This is a genomic window from Stenotrophomonas sp. FR012, assembly GCF_047520565.2.
Lineage (GTDB): Bacteria > Pseudomonadota > Gammaproteobacteria > Xanthomonadales > Xanthomonadaceae > Stenotrophomonas > Stenotrophomonas sepilia.
In genome coordinates this window covers 104,596-120,090 of sequence record NZ_JAXBQL020000008.1, presented here as the reverse complement: position 1 = coordinate 120,090, position 15,495 = coordinate 104,596, and the positions used below count along the sequence as shown (strand labels likewise).

At 66.4% G+C, this 15,495-nt stretch carries 19 protein-coding genes; 14 read left to right on the top strand and 5 right to left on the bottom strand.

The genetic code is table 11. The features are described 5' to 3' along the window. Positions 1-277 precede the first annotated feature (277 nt). A complete protein-coding gene (locus ACM0O9_RS14450) occupies positions 278-763 on the bottom strand; it encodes an Mpo1 family 2-hydroxy fatty acid dioxygenase (RefSeq protein ID WP_414603688.1) in 486 nt (161 codons plus the stop codon). Positions 764-898: 135 nt separating this feature from the next. Beyond that, positions 899-1,825, bottom strand: a complete 927-nt coding sequence (locus tag ACM0O9_RS14445) for a phosphoribosylaminoimidazolesuccinocarboxamide synthase (RefSeq protein ID WP_065186521.1) — start codon at positions 1,823-1,825, stop codon at positions 899-901. Between the two features lie 144 nt (positions 1,826-1,969). Between ACM0O9_RS14445 and ACM0O9_RS14440 the strand changes: the two genes are divergently transcribed. From ACM0O9_RS14440 to ACM0O9_RS14395, 10 genes are all read left to right on the top strand, one after another. Beyond that, entirely contained in the window at positions 1,970-2,299 is a 330-nt protein-coding gene (locus tag ACM0O9_RS14440) for a J domain-containing protein (protein ID WP_008265098.1), read from the top strand. Positions 2,300-2,329: 30 nt separating this feature from the next. Then, positions 2,330-3,007, top strand: a complete 678-nt coding sequence (gene rpe, locus ACM0O9_RS14435; RefSeq protein ID WP_235649030.1) for a ribulose-phosphate 3-epimerase — start codon at positions 2,330-2,332, stop codon at positions 3,005-3,007. A 13-nt stretch (positions 3,008-3,020) separates the two neighbouring features. Beyond that, entirely contained in the window at positions 3,021-3,503 is a 483-nt protein-coding gene (locus ACM0O9_RS14430) for a GNAT family N-acetyltransferase (RefSeq protein WP_053497693.1), read from the top strand. A 256-nt stretch (positions 3,504-3,759) separates the two neighbouring features. Beyond that, entirely contained in the window at positions 3,760-4,695 is a 936-nt protein-coding gene (yegS, locus tag ACM0O9_RS14425; RefSeq protein ID WP_414603689.1) for a lipid kinase YegS, read from the top strand. A gap of 200 nt (positions 4,696-4,895) precedes the next feature. Continuing rightward, a complete protein-coding gene (gene trpE, locus ACM0O9_RS14420; protein WP_065178876.1) occupies positions 4,896-6,371 on the top strand; it encodes an anthranilate synthase component I in 1,476 nt (491 codons plus the stop codon). Between the two features lie 67 nt (positions 6,372-6,438). Further along, entirely contained in the window at positions 6,439-7,218 is a 780-nt protein-coding gene (locus tag ACM0O9_RS14415) for an SIMPL domain-containing protein (protein ID WP_414603690.1), read from the top strand. Positions 7,219-7,220: 2 nt separating this feature from the next. After that, on the top strand, positions 7,221-7,808 hold the full coding sequence (locus ACM0O9_RS14410; RefSeq protein WP_065178878.1) for an anthranilate synthase component II: 588 nt from the start codon (positions 7,221-7,223) through the stop codon (positions 7,806-7,808). Positions 7,809-7,824: 16 nt separating this feature from the next. Continuing rightward, positions 7,825-8,856, top strand: a complete 1,032-nt coding sequence (trpD, locus tag ACM0O9_RS14405; RefSeq protein WP_049443905.1) for an anthranilate phosphoribosyltransferase — start codon at positions 7,825-7,827, stop codon at positions 8,854-8,856. Positions 8,857-8,930: 74 nt separating this feature from the next. Then, the gene (trpC, locus tag ACM0O9_RS14400; RefSeq protein ID WP_005419828.1) at positions 8,931-9,725 is read left to right on the top strand and encodes an indole-3-glycerol phosphate synthase TrpC; all 795 of its coding nucleotides are present in this window, start codon (positions 8,931-8,933) and stop codon (positions 9,723-9,725) included. After that, positions 9,722-10,438 (top strand): haloacid dehalogenase-like hydrolase, encoded by a 717-nt coding sequence (locus ACM0O9_RS14395; RefSeq protein WP_005419826.1) that lies wholly within the window; start codon positions 9,722-9,724, stop codon positions 10,436-10,438. The genes trpC and ACM0O9_RS14395 overlap by 4 nt, the downstream gene beginning before the upstream one ends. Positions 10,439-10,579: 141 nt before the next feature. Here ACM0O9_RS14395 and ACM0O9_RS14390 read toward each other — a convergent pair whose 3' ends face one another. Together ACM0O9_RS14390 and crp are read right to left on the bottom strand one after the other, a co-directional pair. Further along, positions 10,580-11,341 carry a sulfite exporter TauE/SafE family protein gene (locus ACM0O9_RS14390; protein WP_414603691.1) on the bottom strand — a complete coding sequence of 254 codons (762 nt, stop codon included), beginning with the start codon at positions 11,339-11,341 and terminating at the stop codon, positions 10,580-10,582. Positions 11,342-11,475: 134 nt separating this feature from the next. Further along, a complete protein-coding gene (gene crp, locus ACM0O9_RS14385) occupies positions 11,476-12,165 on the bottom strand; it encodes a cAMP-activated global transcriptional regulator CRP (RefSeq protein WP_010482649.1) in 690 nt (229 codons plus the stop codon). Between the two features lie 149 nt (positions 12,166-12,314). On the opposite strand from crp, the gene speD reads away from it, so the two are divergent. After that, complete coding sequence (gene speD / locus ACM0O9_RS14380) at positions 12,315-13,109, top strand: adenosylmethionine decarboxylase (RefSeq protein ID WP_005411315.1); 795 nt, start codon at positions 12,315-12,317, stop codon at positions 13,107-13,109. Positions 13,110-13,277: 168 nt separating this feature from the next. Further along, positions 13,278-13,598: a DMT family transporter gene (locus ACM0O9_RS14375; protein WP_005419816.1), complete on the top strand. Its 321-nt coding sequence runs from the start codon at positions 13,278-13,280 to the stop codon at positions 13,596-13,598. Between the two features lie 84 nt (positions 13,599-13,682). On the opposite strand, the gene coq7 is transcribed toward ACM0O9_RS14375, so the two are convergent. Beyond that, on the bottom strand, positions 13,683-14,327 hold the full coding sequence (gene coq7, locus ACM0O9_RS14370; RefSeq protein ID WP_065178880.1) for a 2-polyprenyl-3-methyl-6-methoxy-1,4-benzoquinone monooxygenase: 645 nt from the start codon (positions 14,325-14,327) through the stop codon (positions 13,683-13,685). A 196-nt stretch (positions 14,328-14,523) separates the two neighbouring features. On the opposite strand from coq7, the gene rplM reads away from it, so the two are divergent. Further along, the gene (gene rplM, locus ACM0O9_RS14365; RefSeq protein ID WP_005414692.1) at positions 14,524-14,952 is read left to right on the top strand and encodes a 50S ribosomal protein L13; all 429 of its coding nucleotides are present in this window, start codon (positions 14,524-14,526) and stop codon (positions 14,950-14,952) included. A gap of 2 nt (positions 14,953-14,954) precedes the next feature. Continuing rightward, positions 14,955-15,347 (top strand): 30S ribosomal protein S9, encoded by a 393-nt coding sequence (rpsI, locus tag ACM0O9_RS14360; protein WP_005411311.1) that lies wholly within the window; start codon positions 14,955-14,957, stop codon positions 15,345-15,347. Positions 15,348-15,495: the final 148 nt, after the last annotated feature.

The following is a 15,495-nucleotide window of genomic DNA, read 5'->3' as shown; positions in this document are numbered from 1 at the left end:
CGCCGAAACCCATCGAACAGCGATCAATTCCATGTAACGTTCGCTGATTCATTTTTTCTGCGGCGCAACATCACGTTCCTGCGGTCCCTCCCGGGTTGCTCTCGGGGGACACCCTACGCCCACGCAGGGAGACCGCAGGCCCTGTCGCACAGGGGCTGCCGTCAACGGACGGGAAGCGGGGAGCGAGTCACCGGCGCAGGCTGGCAGGGCCGCCGTGGAGTGTGGGTGATGGAATTCGCCCGTTCAGGAAACGACGGCCGCTGTCGGCCACCCGCGATCAGTAGCGCCAGTCGAGCTTGCGATAGAACTTGCCCATCACCCAGGCCGGGCCGATCAGCAGGTAGGTCAGGTCGGTCAGGAAGCTGGGCTTGCGACCCTCGAACGTGTGGCCGATGAACTGCGCGATCCAGGCCGCCACGAACACGCCCACCGCCAGCCAGCGCAGCGCATGCAGGCCGATCTCGGCCTCCAGCAGGCGGCACAGGCAGCCAAATACGAAGAACTGGACGAGCATGCCGATGCCCAGGGGGCGCGACAGCTTGTTGTAGAAGCACCAGGCGCTGAACATCGCGAACGCCGACCAGATGCCGTACTGGAACCAGGTGATCAGCGGCGGCAGGCACCACAGCAGGGCCACCACCGACCACAGGATCGCCGGCACCGCCACCACGTGGATGCGCTGGTTGATCACGTTGCGGTGGTCGTCGGAGTAGCTGGCGAAATAGCGGTCGATCGGCCGCGCAAGCTCGGTGGATGTCTGCATGCGGCCAGCATACTCCCGCCGGGCCCGTCAGTAGTGCCAGGCCATGCCTGGCTGCAGGTGTTCGTCGACGTTGCCGGCCAGCGGCCGGCACTACCGAACGCACCCCCCGCCTTTCCGGCCGGGGGCGCAGGCGGGTCAGTCGACGCTGATCCCGGCCAGGCGCTGCAGCGCCTCAGCGTACTTGGCGCGGGTGCGCTCGATGATGTCGGCCGGGATGTTCGGACCCGGGGCGGTCTTGCCCCAGTCCAGCGTCTCCAGGTAATCGCGCACGAACTGCTTGTCGTAGCTCGGCGGGCTGGTGCCCACCTCGTACTCGTCGGCCGGCCAGTAACGCGAGGAATCCGGCGTCAGCATCTCGTCCATGATGTACAGCCGGCCATCGGCGTCGGTACCGAACTCGAACTTGGTGTCGGCCAGGATGATGCCGCGCTCGCGGGCGTAATCGGCGGCGAACTTGTAGATGCGCAGGGTGGCGTCGCGCACCCGCTCGGCCAGTTCCGCACCGACCTGCTTCACCATCGCGTCGAAATCGATGTTCTCGTCATGGTCGCCGACCGCGGCCTTGGTCGAGGGCGTGAAGATCGGCTCGGGCAGCTGTTCGGCCTGGCGCAGGCCATCGGGCAGGTCGATGCCGCTGACCTTGCCGGTGCGCTGGTAATCCTTCCAGCCGCTGCCGATCAGGTAGCCGCGGGCGATCGCTTCCACCGGCACCGGCTTCAGCTTGCGGGTGACCACCGCGCGCCTGGCGTACAGGGCCGGGTCCACGCCTTCGGGCAGCACGCTGGCCACGTCGATGCCGGTCAGGTGGTTGGGCATCAGGTGCGCAGTCTTGGCGAACCAGAAGTTGGAGACTTGGCAGAGCATCTCGCCCTTGCCCGGGATCGGGTCGGGCAGGACCACGTCGAACGCCGACAGGCGATCGGTGGCCACCATCAGCAGGTAGTCGCCCGGCGGGGTTCCGGCTGGCAGCCGCTCGCGCGGGATATCGAACACATCACGCACCTTGCCGCGATGGCGCAAGGGCAGGCCGGGGAGATCGGATTGCAACAGCGTGGTTGGCACGGGCACTCCTGGGGCGTTGTCGATACGGCTGCTGCCCAACGGACCCGGCGGGCCCGCTGACCAGCGGGCGGCCTAGTGTAAAGCCGTCCGGGCCCGCTGTGACGTAAAATGAGCGTCCATTTCGTCGGTCGACCCCGGAGCGCCATGCGCTGGTACGGAAAACTGCTCGGATTCATCGCCGGCGCCCTGCTGTTCCGGCCCAATCCGCTGTTCGGCGCGGTGGTCGGCCTGCTGATTGGCCACGCCTTCGATTCGGACTGGTTCCGCCTGAACAAGGAGAACCCGTACCGGGAGCTGGGGCTGACTTCCGAAGCCACCGATGCCGAGATCGAACGCGCCTACCGCAAGCTGATCTCGCAGTACCACCCCGACAAGCTTGGCGGCGCCGCCCCCGAGCTGCAGCAGCAGGCCGAGCAGAAGTCGCGGCGGATCAATGCCGCCTACGACCGCATCAAGACCCTGCGCAAGCGCTGACCCACTTTCCCCTCGTTGCAAGGCCCGGCCATGTCCCACTGCCTCATCGCCCCCTCCATCCTGTCCGCCAACTTCGCCCGCCTCGGCGAGGAAGTCGACAACGTCCTCGCTGCCGGTGCGGACTGGGTCCACTTCGACGTGATGGACAACCACTACGTGCCGAACCTGACCATCGGCCCGATGGTCTGCCAGGCCCTGCGCAAGCACGGCGTCACCGCGCCGATCGACGTGCACCTGATGGTCGAGCCGGTGGACCGCATCATCCCGGACTTCGCCGAGGCCGGTGCCACCTACATCAGCTTCCACCCGGAGGCGAGCCGGCACGTGCACCGCACCATCCAGCTGATCCGCTCGCTGGGCTGCAAGCCGGGCATCGTGCTCAATCCGGCCACCCCGGTGGACATCCTCGACTGGGTGCTGGATGACCTGGACCTGGTGCTGCTGATGTCGGTCAACCCGGGCTTCGGCGGCCAGGCCTTCATCCACTCGGCGCTGGACAAGCTGCGCGTGGTGCGCAAGATGATCGATGCCAGCGGCAAGGACATCCGCCTGGAGATCGACGGTGGCGTGAAGGCCGACAACATCGGTGAGATCGCTGCCGCCGGCGCCGATACCTTCGTCGCCGGCTCGGCCATCTTCAATGCCAGGACCAGCTATCAGGACGTGATCGCGCAGATGCGCGCCAACGTTGCCGCGGCGCGGGGCTGAACTCATGAGCACGGTGGCCGTGTTGAACATCCGACCGGCCACCGTGGCCGATGCCGGTCTGATCCTGCATTTCATCCGCGAGCTGGCCATTTACGAGAAGGCCGAGCACTCGGTGCAGACCGATGAGATCGGCATCGCCGAAAGCCTGTTCGGACCCGATGCCACTGCACGTGCACTGATCTGCGAAGCCGGTGGTGAAGCGATCGGCTATGCGGTGTATTTCTACAACTACTCCACCTGGCTGGGCCGCAAGGGCATCTACCTGGAAGACCTCTATGTCAGCCAGGAAAAGCGTGGCGCGGGCGCCGGCAAGGCGCTGCTGAAGTACATCGCACGCCAGGCCGTGGCCGAGGGTTGCGGTCGTTTCGAATGGTCGGTGCTGGACTGGAACACTCCGGCCATCGAGTTCTACACCGCCGCCGGCGCGAAACCGCAGGATGAGTGGACCGTGTACCGGCTGCAGGGGCAGGCGCTGCACGATTTCGCCAACGGGTGAGGCGTGTGGCGGGTGCGAACCGCAACCCGGTGGGTGCGAACCTTGGTTCGCACTCCCTGGGTACCCGCCCCCCAAAAAAAAAGCCACGCCAATCACTGGCGTGGCCTCGCTGCATGCGTGGGAGGCTGATCCTGCCTCCATCCGTCGTCCCTGCTATGGCCTTCCATTCTCCAGCAGCTGAATGACACCTGCGTGACATTCACTGCGGGCAAACAGTGCATTGCTAGCCTGTGCCGCCCTGACCTGGAAGTACCGCATGACCACCCCGCGCTGGCGCCTGATCCTCAACGGCAAATCGGCTGGCAACGATGAACTGCGCGACGCCGTGGGCCATTGGCGCGGGCAGGGCGTGCAGCTGGAGGTGCGGGTGACCTGGGAAGACGGTGACGCTGAACGCTACGTTGCCGAGGCCATCCATCATGGCGTGGACGTGATCGTGGCGGCCGGTGGCGATGGCACGCTCAGCGCGGTGGCCGAGACGTTGGCCCATCGTGAGGAACCGGCAGAAGCGCTGCCTTCGCTGGCGTTGATTCCGATGGGGACCGCCAACGACTTCGCCACGTCGGCAGGCATTCCCACCGAGCCCGGCGATGCCCTCGCGCTGATCGGCCAGGTGCCGGCACGGCCCATCGACCTGTTGCGCGTGGATGCCGATGGCACGCCCTGGTGGTGCGCCAACCTCGCCAGTGGTGGCTTCGGCACGCAGGTGACGGTGGAGACCGATGCCGGCTTGAAGAAGATGCTCGGTGGGCTGGCCTACGTGATCACCGGCATCGCCAAGCTGGGCCGCATCGAGCCGATCGCCGCGCGCCTGTCCGGCCCGGGCTTCGCCTGGGAAGGTGACTTCATCGCGCTCGGCATCGGCAATGGCCGGCAGGCCGGCGGTGGCCAGCAGCTGTGCCCGCAGGCACTGATCGATGATGGACTGCTGGATGTGACCGTGCTTCCGGAACTGGAAGGGGAGGTCGCCGCCACCCTCGGCCAGATGCTGAAGTCCGGTACCCAGGCCGCACTGGAACAGCTGGCCACACGGGCGCGGCTGTCGTGGCTGCAGATCGATGCGCCCAAGGCGCTGACCCTGAATCTGGACGGCGAACCGGTGCAGGCCCGTCACTTTCGCGTCGAGTGCGTGCCGGGCAGGGTGCGGATGCATCTGCCGACCGGATGCCCGTTGCTGGAGGGGCAGGGGTAGAGTCATCAGTCCCCGTGGCCACTGCGGGCGTCCGGTGGTTCAGTTTCCCAGGGTTCCCCTGCCGCGCAAGCTGCGATACAGTCAAGGGGTGTCCAGCCTGACGACCCCGCATACTCTTTCTTCCGCACGCCGTTGGTGGCGATGGTGGCCCGTTGCCGTCGTCCGCCCCCATAACGCTGTGTCCCGGAAGGAAAGTCGTCTTGAACTCGCACGCTCAGTTTCAGCAGCAGGCCGCTGAAGGCCACACCCACATTCCCGTCGTCCGCGAAGTGCTGTCCGACCTGGACACGCCGCTTTCGGTCTATCTGAAGCTCGCCGACGGCCCCAATACCTACCTGTTTGAATCCGTCGAAGGCGGCGAGCGCTTTGGTCGTTACTCGATCATCGGCCTGCCGGCGCGCCGCGTGTATGCCTTCCACGGCCACACGCTGACCGTGCGCGAAGACGGCCAGGTGGTGGACACCCGCGAGGTAGCCGATCCCTTCGCCGAAGTCGAGGCGCTGCGCAGCGCCCACTCGGTGCCCAAGCTGGAAGGCCTGCCGGGCTTCACCGGCGGCCTGGTCGGCTGGTTCGGCTTCGAATGCATCGGCTACATCGAGCCGCGCCTGGCCCCGCCAGCTGGCCGTGATGAGCTGGGCACGCCGGACATCCTGCTGCTGGACTCCAACGAGCTGGCGGTATTCGACAATCTCAAGGGCCGGCTGTACCTGATCGTGCACGCCGACCCGCGTGTCGACGGTGCCTTCGAGCAGGCGCAGGCGCGCCTGGATGCCCTGACTGCGAAGCTGCGTGCGCCGGGTGCCGGCTATCCGGCGCCGCTCAACAGCGACGTGCTGGACGAATCGGATTTCGTCTCCGGCTTCACCCGCGAAGGCTTCGTCGATGCGGTCCAGCGCAGCAAGGAATACATCCGCGCCGGTGACATCTTCCAGGTGGTGCTCAGCCAGCGCCTGAGCGTGCCGTTCAAGGCGCGCCCGGTGGATGTGTACCGCGCGCTGCGCGCGTTGAATCCCTCGCCGTACATGTATTTCCTCGATGTCGGCGACCTGCAGGTGGTTGGTTCCTCGCCGGAAATCCTGGTGCGTTTGCAGGATGGCGAAGTGACCGTGCGCCCGATCGCCGGCACCCGCCCGCGTGGCGCCACGCCCGAGCTGGACCTGGCACTGGAAGCCGAGCTGCTGGCCGATCCGAAGGAACGTGCCGAGCACCTGATGCTGATCGACCTCGGCCGCAACGATGCCGGGCGCGTCTCCAGGGCCGGTACCGTGGAAGTGGGCGAGCAGTTCGTGATCGAACGCTACAGCCATGTCATGCACATCGTCAGCGAAGTGACCGGCCAACTGCAGCCGGGCCTGAGCTATGCCGACGTGCTGCGCGCCACCTTCCCGGCCGGCACGGTCAGCGGCGCGCCAAAGATCCGCGCGCTGGAAGTGATCCGCGAACTGGAACCGATCAAGCGCAACGTCTACGCCGGCAGCATCGGCTACATCGGCTGGCACGGCGATGCCGATACCGCGATCGCGATCCGCACTGCGGTCATCAAGGATGGCCGCCTGTACGTGCAGGCCGGCGCCGGCATCGTCTACGACTCGGACCCGGACAAGGAATGGGACGAGACGATGAACAAGGGCCGTGCGCTGTTCCGCGCCGTCGCCCAGGCCGCCAAGGGCCTGTGACGCTCCCCGTGCCGTGGCCTGCGCCGCGGCATGTTCCGCTGTTCCCATTGAAGACAAGGAGTACCGCATGAAGCTGCTGAGCGCATTGCTGTGGTCGTCACTGCTGGCCACGATGGCCCCGTCTGCGTGGGCGCAGGCCAACACGATCCCCTCGCAGCCGCACCTGCTGGTGAAGGGGCAGGGCACCCGCACAGTGATGCCCGACCGCTTCGGCCTGCAGTTGAACATCGAAGAGACCGACATGGATGCCGACGCCGCGCGGCGCCGCGTGCAGGGCAACGTGGCCCGCGTGCTGGCGCTGTTCAAGCAGCACAAGGCGGTGGAGGGCAGCGTGCGTGCGGACAACCTGCGGATCGGCCCGGCGACGCGCTATGAGCAGAACCGGCAGATCTTCATCGGTACCCGCGTATCGCGCCAGCTGCGTGCGAGCTTCGCCAGCGTGAAGGCGATGCAGGATGTGCTGGGTGCGTTGAAGGCCGACGAGAACGTACAGGTGAGCAGCCTGGCGCCAACCTATTCGGGTGAAGTGGCGCTGCGCCGCGAACTCAAGGGTGAGGCGGCGGCCCGGACCCGCGAGTCCGCGCAGGGCCTGGCCAAGGCCTACGGCACCCGGCTGCGCGGCCTGTACAGCATCTCCGACGTGGCGCCGAACTTCGCCTACGGCATCCAGGCCGGGCAATGGCCGCAGCCGGGCGAAGACGGCGGGGCTCTCGACAGGATCTCGGTGACCGGCAGCTACGCGCCCGCCTCGGCCCCTGCGCCCGCTGAGCCCGAATCCATCGAAGCCGGCCCCATCACCTACACCGAAAACGTGTACGCCATTTTCCTGATAAGCGACGGAACCTGACCATGTTGTGGATGATCGACAACTACGACAGCTTCACCTACAACCTCGTGCAGTACCTGCAGACGCTGGGCGCTGAAGTGAAGGTGGTGCGCAACGATGCAATGAGCGTGGACGAGATCGTCGCGCAGAAGCCCGAGCGCATCGTCATCTCGCCCGGCCCGTGCACGCCCAACGAAGCGGGCGTGTCGCTGGAGCTGATCCAGCGGCTGGGCCCGACCACGCCGATCCTCGGCGTGTGCCTGGGCCACCAGGGCATCGGCCAGGTCTACGGCGGCACCGTGATCCGCGCCGGCAACATCATGCACGGCAAGACCTCGCCGATCCGCCACGAAGGCAAGGGCGTGTTCGCCGGCCTGCCGGACCGCTACCAGGCCACCCGCTACCACTCGCTGGTGGTGGACAAGAACAGTCTGCCGGACTGCCTGGAAGTGACCGCCTGGACCGAGAACGAGGACGGCTCGATCGAAGAGATCATGGGCCTGCGCCACCGCCAGTTCCCGGTGGAAGGCGTGCAGTTCCACCCCGAATCCATCCTCACCGAACACGGCCACGCCCTGCTGCGCAATTTCCTGCAGCGCCCGGCGGCCTGATCCAAGGAGCATTCCCATGAGCTTCTCCCCCCAGGAAGCCCTGCAACGCACCATCGAGCACCGCGAGATCTTCTTCGACGAGATGGTCGACCTGATGCGGCAGATCATGCGCGGCGACGTGTCGCCGATGATGACCGCCGCCATCCTCACCGGCCTGCGGGTGAAGAAGGAAACCATCGACGAGATCGCCGCCGCCGCCACGGTCATGCGCGAATTCGCGCTGGCGGTGCCGGTGGCCGACAGCACCCACCTGGTCGACATCGTCGGCACCGGTGGCGATGGCTCGCACACCTTCAACATCTCCACCTGCGCGATGTTCGTGGCGGCTGCGGCCGGTGCGCGCGTGGCCAAGCACGGCAACCGCAGCGTGTCGTCCAAGTCCGGCAGCGCCGATGCGGTGGAAGCACTGGGCGCGGCCATCGAGCTGCAGCCAGCGCAGGTGGCCGCTGCCATCGAGCAGACCGGCATCGGCTTCATGTTCGCGCCGATCCATCATCCGTCGATGAAGGTCGTCGCGCCGGTCCGCCGCGAGATGGGCGTGCGCACCATCTTCAACATCCTTGGTCCGCTGACCAACCCCGCCAGCGCGCCGTCGGTGCTGATGGGCGTGTTCCATCCTGATCTGGTGGGTATCCAGGCGCGCGTGCTGCGCGAGCTGGGCACCGAGCGCGCCATGGTGGTCTGGGGCCGCGACAACATGGATGAGATCTCGCTCGGCGCCGGCACCCTGGTGGGCGAGTTGCGCGACGGCAAGGTGCGCGAGTACGAGATCCACCCGGAGGACTTCGGCATCGCCATGTCGGCCAGCCGCAACCTGCGCGTGGACAGCCCGGAGCAGTCCATCCAGATGCTGCGCGCGGTGCTGGACAACGAGCCCGGCCCGGCGCTGGACATCGTCGCGCTCAATGCCGGCGCCGCGCTGTACGTGGCCGGCGTGGCCAGCGACATCGGTGATGGCCTGGCCCGCGCCCGTGCCGCCATCGCCAATGGCAGCGCCCGCCAGCGCCTGCAGCAGTATGTGGAGACCACCCGCGCGCTGGTTGCCTGAGCGCGCGGTTCAGCCTGACCCCGTCGATGGCCGATAATGGCCGTCCTCAGCGCCCCCGCACCGAATCGAAGACGATGAGCGACATCCTGCAGACGATCCTGGCCCGCAAGGCCGAAGAAGTAGCCCAGCGCCGCGCCCAGCGCCCGCTCGAGGAGCTGCAGGCCGCCGTGGCCAGCGCCCCGCCGGTACGTGGCTTCGTGCGCGCGTTGCAGGCGGCCGTGGCCAACGGCGACCCGGCGGTGATTGCCGAGGTGAAGAAGGCCAGCCCGTCCAAGGGCGTCATCCGCCCCGACTTCCGACCGGCTGACATCGCGGTCAGCTACGAGTTCGGTGGTGCCAGCTGCCTTTCGGTGCTGACCGACGTGGACTTCTTCCAGGGCGCCGATACCTACCTGCAGCAGGCCCGTGAAGCCTGCACGCTGCCGGTGCTGCGCAAGGACTTCGTGATCGACGCCTACCAGGTGTACGAGGCACGCGTGCTGGGCGCCGACTGCATCCTGCTGATCGTCGCCGCGCTGGACGACACCCAGCTGGCCACGCTGTCGGAACTGGCGCTGTCGCTGGGCATGGACGTGCTGGTGGAAGTGCACGACATCGACGAACTGGAGCGCGCACTGCAGGTGCCGGCGCCGATGATCGGCATCAACAACCGCAACCTGCGCACCTTCGAGGTGTCGCTGCAGACCACGCTGGATATGCAGCAGGCCGTGCCGCGTGACCGCCTGCTGGTCACCGAAAGCGGCATCCTCGGCCCGCAGGACGTGGCGCTGATGCGCGACGCCGGCATCCATGCCTTCCTGGTCGGCGAGGCCTTCATGCGCGTGGAAGAGCCGGGCGAGGGCCTGCGTCAGCTATTCTTCGCAACATGACAACGCACTATCCGACGCCGCGCGAGGATGCGCCGCTGGTGGTCTTCGACTTCGACCACACCCTCTACGACGGCGATTCGGGTACCCACCTGTTCGCCTCGCTGATCAAGCGCAACCCGCTGCGCATGCTGGCGGCGCTGCTGGTCACGCCGATCGCCGGGCCGATGGTGGCGATGCTGCCGACCCGTCGCGCGGGCATCTCGGTCTATGTGTGGATCGGCAGCTTCGGCCTGCACCGTGCGCGCGACTTCAACAAGGTGATCGACGCCTACGTGCTGCGCAACCAGGCGCAGATGCGCGCCAAGCTGCTGCCGCAGGCGCTGGAAGTGTTCGCCGCGCACCGCGCCAAAGGCGATCGCGTGGTGGTTGCCACCGGCGCGCCGCCGGAGCTGGCCCGCGCGATCCTGGCCTTCGTGGCCCATCAGGATGTGCCGGTGATCGGCACCGAGGTCGGCCCGCGGCTGGGCGGCGTCGGTCCCACCCGTCACTGCCACAACGAAGAGAAGATGCGCATGCTGCGCGAGCGCGGCTATGGCGACATCGATATCGCCTATTCCGACAGCACCGCCGACCTGCCGCTGCTGCTGGCGGCCAAGGCGCCGGTGGTGGTGAACCCGAAGCCGGGGCGGGTGGCGTTCTTCCGCCGCGTGCTGCCGGCCGGCACCCGCATCCTCAACTGGGGATGCGTGGATCGCGGCGGCGACAAGGCGTAGCCCGGGGCCAGATCCCATGGGGGCTCTGACCCCATCGCACGATGACGGATCTGCCGGCCAGCGGCCGGCGCTACCCTTCTCCGTCGCGGTTGTGCCGACCCTTCTCCGTTCCGGTAGTGCCGGCCGCTGGCCGGCAAGCGCTCAGCGCCCCAGGTACCCGTGCACCGCATGCCCGATCTGGAACAGGCTGATGCCCAGTACCAGCACGCCCACGGCCACCAGCACCCAGCGCTCCTTCACCCGCTTGACCAGGATCGCCGCCACCGGCGCGGCCATCATGCCGCCGATCAGCAGGCCGGCAACGATCTGCAGATGCTGCACGCCCATCGACAACAGGAAGGTCGCTGACACCGTCAACGTGACCACGAACTCGGCTGCGTTGACTGTTCCGATGGTGGTGCGCGCCTGGCCGCCGCGGGCGAGCAGGGTGGACGTCGCGATCGGCCCCCAGCCACCGCCGCCGCTGGCGTCGAGCAGGCCGGCGAAGAAGCCCAGCACCGGTACCCGGCGGATCTCGCCCTGGGGCATCCAGCGCCCAGCGGCGCGGGCCAGGATGATGATCGCCAGCACCAGCAGGTACAGGTAGATCAGTGGCCGGATGATCTCGCCCGGGACCTGCGTGAGCACGTACGCGCCCAGTGCACCGCCCACTGCGCCGGGCAGGGCCAGGCGCAGGAACAGGCGTTTATCGACATTTCCGGCTGCGAGGTGCGACACCCCCGAGGCGCCCGTGGTGAACACTTCAGCGGTGTGGATGCTGGCGCTGACCTGCGCCGGGGGCAGGCCCATGCTCAGCATCACCGACGAGGACACCAGGCCGAACGCCATGCCCAATGCACCGTCCACCAGCTGTGCGCCGAGGCCGATGAGGATGAACCACCAGAATTCGCTGCTCAGCTCCATGCACCGAGCCTAGCCCAGCGGGCCGCGCAGGGGCCGTGTAGAGCTGAAGCCATGCGCGGCTGCCTTCGACGGACAGCAGCCGAGCGTCGGCTCGGCTCTACAGGATGGCTCGGCAGCCTTGGGTTGCCTTGCAATCAACGGGTGCCGTACAGCACCACGGTCTTGCCGCGGGCATGCAGCAGGCCGTCGGTCTGCAGTTTCTTCAGCACGCGGCCGGCCATTTCGCGCGAGCAGCCGACCAGTCGCGCCAGTTCCTGTCGCGATACGCGCAGCTGGCTGCCCTGCGGGTGGCTCATCGCCTCCGGTTCCTGCGCCAGGTCGTGCAGGGTGCGCACGATCCGGTCGGTCACGTCCAGGAATGCCAGGCGGCTGGCCTTGCGGCTGGTGTCGAGCAGGCGCTTGGAAATCTGCTGGCCCAGCGCGTACAGCAGGCGCGGGGCATCGGCCGACAGCGGGCCGAGGAACAGCTGATGCAGGCGCTCGTAGCTGATTTCAGCCAGCTCGCAGGCGGTACGGGTCCGCAGGATCACCTCCCGGCGGTCCGATTCGACGAACAGGCCCATCTCGCCGACGAACTCGCCGGCACCGAAGTAGCCCAGCACAAGCTCGCGATCGTCATCTTCCTCGGCCATGATCGAAACCGAGCCGCTGATGACGTAATACAGGGTTCCCGCCGGGTCTCCGGGCCGGAAGACGTCGGTACGGGTGGGATATCGCCGCCTGTGGCTGTGCGCCAGGAAACGATCGATTGTGGCGATATCCAGGGCCAGTGGACTGCTAGCTAGGCGCACGGTTGACACGATAGGAGCGCTCCCTCTGCGCATGAACGGATTCACGGGGTCGATAGCGGAGCTTAACCAGCGCAATTGTTAAGGGCAAACAGTGTGCCAGAACTCTTGCGTCTTCACGTTCCCCCCGGGGGCAGTTTGCCCCATAATTCCCCCTTTCCCTTCTTACACAGGAATCGACCGCCGTGGTCAAGCCGTTGCCTCGCCTGAGGCTGCAGGGTTTCAACAACCTCACCAAGGCGCTGAGCTTCAACATCTATGACGTGTGTTACGCGCGCACCGAAGAGGAGCGTCAGCGTTACATTGAATACATCGATGAAGAGTACAACGCCGACAGGCTGACTCAGATCTTGACCGATGTCGCCGAGATCATCGGCGCCAACATCCTGAACGTGGCCCGCCAGGACTACGATCCGCAGGGTGCCTCGGTGACCATCCTGATCTCCGAAGAACCGGTGATCGACAAGAAGCTGGCCGGCAAGGAGCTGATCTCCGACGCCGTGGTCGCGCACATGGACAAGAGCCACATCACGGTCCATACCTACCCGGAAACCCATCCGCAGGAAGGTATCGCGACGTTCCGCGCGGACATCGACGTGGCCACCTGTGGCGTCATTTCCCCGCTGAAGGCCCTGAACTACCTGATCGAGAGCCTCGAGTCGGACATCGTGATCATGGACTACCGCGTCCGTGGCTTCACCCGCGATGTGAAGGGCAAGAAGCACTTCATCGACCACAAGATCAACTCGATCCAGAACTTCCTGGCCAAGAACATCAAGTCGCGTTACGAGATGTTCGACGTCAACGTCTACCAGGAGAACATCTTCCACACGAAGATGCACCTGAAGGACTTCGACCTGGACCAGTACCTGTTCGAGGAAAAGGCCAAGAACCTGTCGTTCAAGGAACGCATGAAGATCGAAGCGCTGCTCAAGCGCGAGATCGAAGAGCTGTTCCACGGCCGGAACCTGTCCGAGTAAGCCCCATGTGCGATGCCCGCAGGCATCGCCACCCAGGCGGGACGACCCGCCCCGTGGAACCAGTGCCTCGCACGCGTTACAGTTCCACGGTGATGTACCGACCCACGGCCCGGTGTGAAAACACCGGGCCGTTTCGTTTTTCTCAAAAAAGGTAAGGAGCCCCCACCCATGCCCTGGATCTACCTGCTGCTGGCCGGCCTGTTCGAGATCGGTTTCGCCCTCGGAATGAAGTACTCCGAAGGCTTCAGCAAACCCCTGCCCACCGTTGCCACGGTGGTATCGGCCCTGATCAGCCTGTACCTGATGAGCCAGGCGATGAAGAGCATCCCGGTCGGTACGGCCTACGCGATCTGGACCGGCATCGGTGCCATGGGCGTGGCTGTGCTCGGCATCTACCTGTTCAATGACAGTGCGTCGCCGGCCCGCCTGGCCTGCGTGGGCCTGATCGTGGCCGGCGTGATCGGCCTGAAGCTGGTCTCGCCCAATTAATCGGTAGTGCCGGCCGCTGGCCGGCAACCTCTTGATCTTCTGCGGTGCCTGCGTGGTCGCCGGCCAGCCGGCACTACCCCGGGCCTACAGCCGGTAGGCGATGGTCTTCATCACCCTGGAGGCCAGCGCCATCACGCCAGGGATCGGGAACGGCAGGCGGCGTGCGCCGGCCTGCTCGGCGTGCTCCGCATGGCGGGCTTCGTCTTCCTTCATCACCTCGATGACCGCACGGCTGCGCAGGTCGCCGGCCGGCAGATCGACCAGGTGCTCGTCCAGATGGGCTTCCACCTGGCGCTCGGTTTCGACCACGAAGCCGAGGTTCCAGCCGTCGCCGCGCAGCCCGGCCAGGGTGCCGATGGTGTAGCTGCCGGCGTACCACAGCGGGTTGAACAGGCTCGGGCGGCTGTCCAGCTCGCCCAGCCGGGTGGCACACCACGCCAGGTGGTCGGTCTCCTCCTGGGCCGCTTCCAGCAGGTGTTCACGCGTGGCAGGGTCGCGGGCCACGGCGGCCTGCCCGAAATACAGGCCCTGTGCGCAGACTTCGCCGACGTGGTTGATCCGCATCAGCCCGGCCGCGTGGCGGCGTTCAGCGTTGTCCATGCCCGGCTCGCTGGTGTCCGCGGCCGGGTAGGGGCGGGCTGCCGGCGGGTTGCCGAACACCGTGTCCAAGGCGCGCTGCGCTTCGGTCAGCAGATGGTCCAGCGGTGTGGTCTGGCGGAGCACGGTCATGGCGGTACGCGGTGGGACGGAAGACCCCTCGATTCTCCCCCGGCTCCGGCCCCCTGCCAACCCGGGACATGGCCGGCTTGCACCGGGGGCTTGACCTGCGTACAATCCCGCCTCTTACGCTTCACCTTTCACAACGCGTGGCAGAGTTCCGGCGAGCCGTTCGCCGCAATGAGCCCGACCTAACATAGAGTTCTTCATGAGCACTTTCACTGCCAAGAACGAGACCGTCCAGCGCGACTGGTACCTCGTCGACGCCGAGGGCAAGACCCTGGGCCGTCTCGCCACCGAGCTGGCCCGCCGTCTGCGTGGCAAGCACAAGCCGGTCTACACCCCGCACGTTGATACCGGCGACTACCTGGTCGTCATCAATGCAGAAAAGATTGCCGTCACCGGCAAGAAGCTGCAGGACAAGATGTATCACCGTTTCACCGGTTACATCGGCAACCTGAAGACCGAGTCCCTGGCCCAGGCGCTGGAGCGCCACCCGGAGCGCGTGATCGAGATCGCCGTCAAGGGCATGCTGCCGAAGGGCCCGCTGGGTCGCCAGATGTACCGCAAGCTCAAGGTCTACGCCGGCACTGAGCATCCGCACGCCGCACAGCAGCCGCAGGTTCTGGATATCTAATCATGGCTATCACTCAAAACTACGGCACTGGCCGCCGCAAGTCCTCCACCGCTCGCGTGTTCCTGCGCAAGGGTTCGGGCAACATCACCGTCAACGGTCGTCCGCTGGACGAGTTCTTTGGTCGTGAGACCGCGCGCATGATCGTGCGCCAGCCGCTCGAGCTGACCAAGAACACCGAAAGCTTTGACATCCTGGTCACCGCCGCTGGCGGCGGCACCACCGGCCAGGCCGGTGCGATCCGTCTGGGCATCGCCCGTGCTCTGGTCGAGTACGACGAAACCCTGAAGTCCGAGCTGCGCAAGGCTGGCTTCATGACCCGTGACGCCCGTGAAGTCGAGCGTAAGAAGGTTGGTCTGCACAAGGCCCGCCGCGCCACCCAGTTCTCCAAGCGCTGATCTACCGCGCCTGGTTGGGCTCCTTCGGGAGCCCGCTGGATGGGAAAGCAAAAGCCCGGCTTCGGCCGGGCTTTTGTCGTTTCGGGGGTCATCGATGTCCTGGTTGCCGGCCAGCGGCCGGCACTACCCGGGGCGTCGCATCTCGGAA

Excerpts from the sequence above, each read along its gene's own strand:
- ACM0O9_RS14450 (WP_414603688.1), bottom strand. The coding sequence starts at position 763 with ATGCAGACATCCACCGAGCTTGCGCGGCCGATCGACCGCTATTTCGCC.
- ACM0O9_RS14440 (WP_008265098.1), top strand. The coding sequence starts at position 1,970 with ATGCGCTGGTACGGAAAACTGCTCGGATTCATCGCCGGCGCCCTGCTG.
- rpe (WP_235649030.1), top strand. The coding sequence starts at position 2,330 with ATGTCCCACTGCCTCATCGCCCCCTCCATCCTGTCCGCCAACTTCGCC.
- yegS (WP_414603689.1), top strand. The coding sequence starts at position 3,760 with ATGACCACCCCGCGCTGGCGCCTGATCCTCAACGGCAAATCGGCTGGC.
- ACM0O9_RS14415 (WP_414603690.1), top strand. The coding sequence starts at position 6,439 with ATGAAGCTGCTGAGCGCATTGCTGTGGTCGTCACTGCTGGCCACGATG.
- ACM0O9_RS14410 (WP_065178878.1), top strand. The coding sequence starts at position 7,221 with ATGTTGTGGATGATCGACAACTACGACAGCTTCACCTACAACCTCGTG.
- trpD (WP_049443905.1), top strand. The coding sequence starts at position 7,825 with ATGAGCTTCTCCCCCCAGGAAGCCCTGCAACGCACCATCGAGCACCGC.
- trpC (WP_005419828.1), top strand. The coding sequence starts at position 8,931 with ATGAGCGACATCCTGCAGACGATCCTGGCCCGCAAGGCCGAAGAAGTA.
- ACM0O9_RS14395 (WP_005419826.1), top strand. The coding sequence starts at position 9,722 with ATGACAACGCACTATCCGACGCCGCGCGAGGATGCGCCGCTGGTGGTC.
- ACM0O9_RS14390 (WP_414603691.1), bottom strand. The coding sequence starts at position 11,341 with ATGGAGCTGAGCAGCGAATTCTGGTGGTTCATCCTCATCGGCCTCGGC.
- crp (WP_010482649.1), bottom strand. The coding sequence starts at position 12,165 with ATGCGCAGAGGGAGCGCTCCTATCGTGTCAACCGTGCGCCTAGCTAGC.
- ACM0O9_RS14375 (WP_005419816.1), top strand. The coding sequence starts at position 13,278 with ATGCCCTGGATCTACCTGCTGCTGGCCGGCCTGTTCGAGATCGGTTTC.
- coq7 (WP_065178880.1), bottom strand. The coding sequence starts at position 14,327 with ATGACCGTGCTCCGCCAGACCACACCGCTGGACCATCTGCTGACCGAA.
- rplM (WP_005414692.1), top strand. The coding sequence starts at position 14,524 with ATGAGCACTTTCACTGCCAAGAACGAGACCGTCCAGCGCGACTGGTAC.
- rpsI (WP_005411311.1), top strand. The coding sequence starts at position 14,955 with ATGGCTATCACTCAAAACTACGGCACTGGCCGCCGCAAGTCCTCCACC.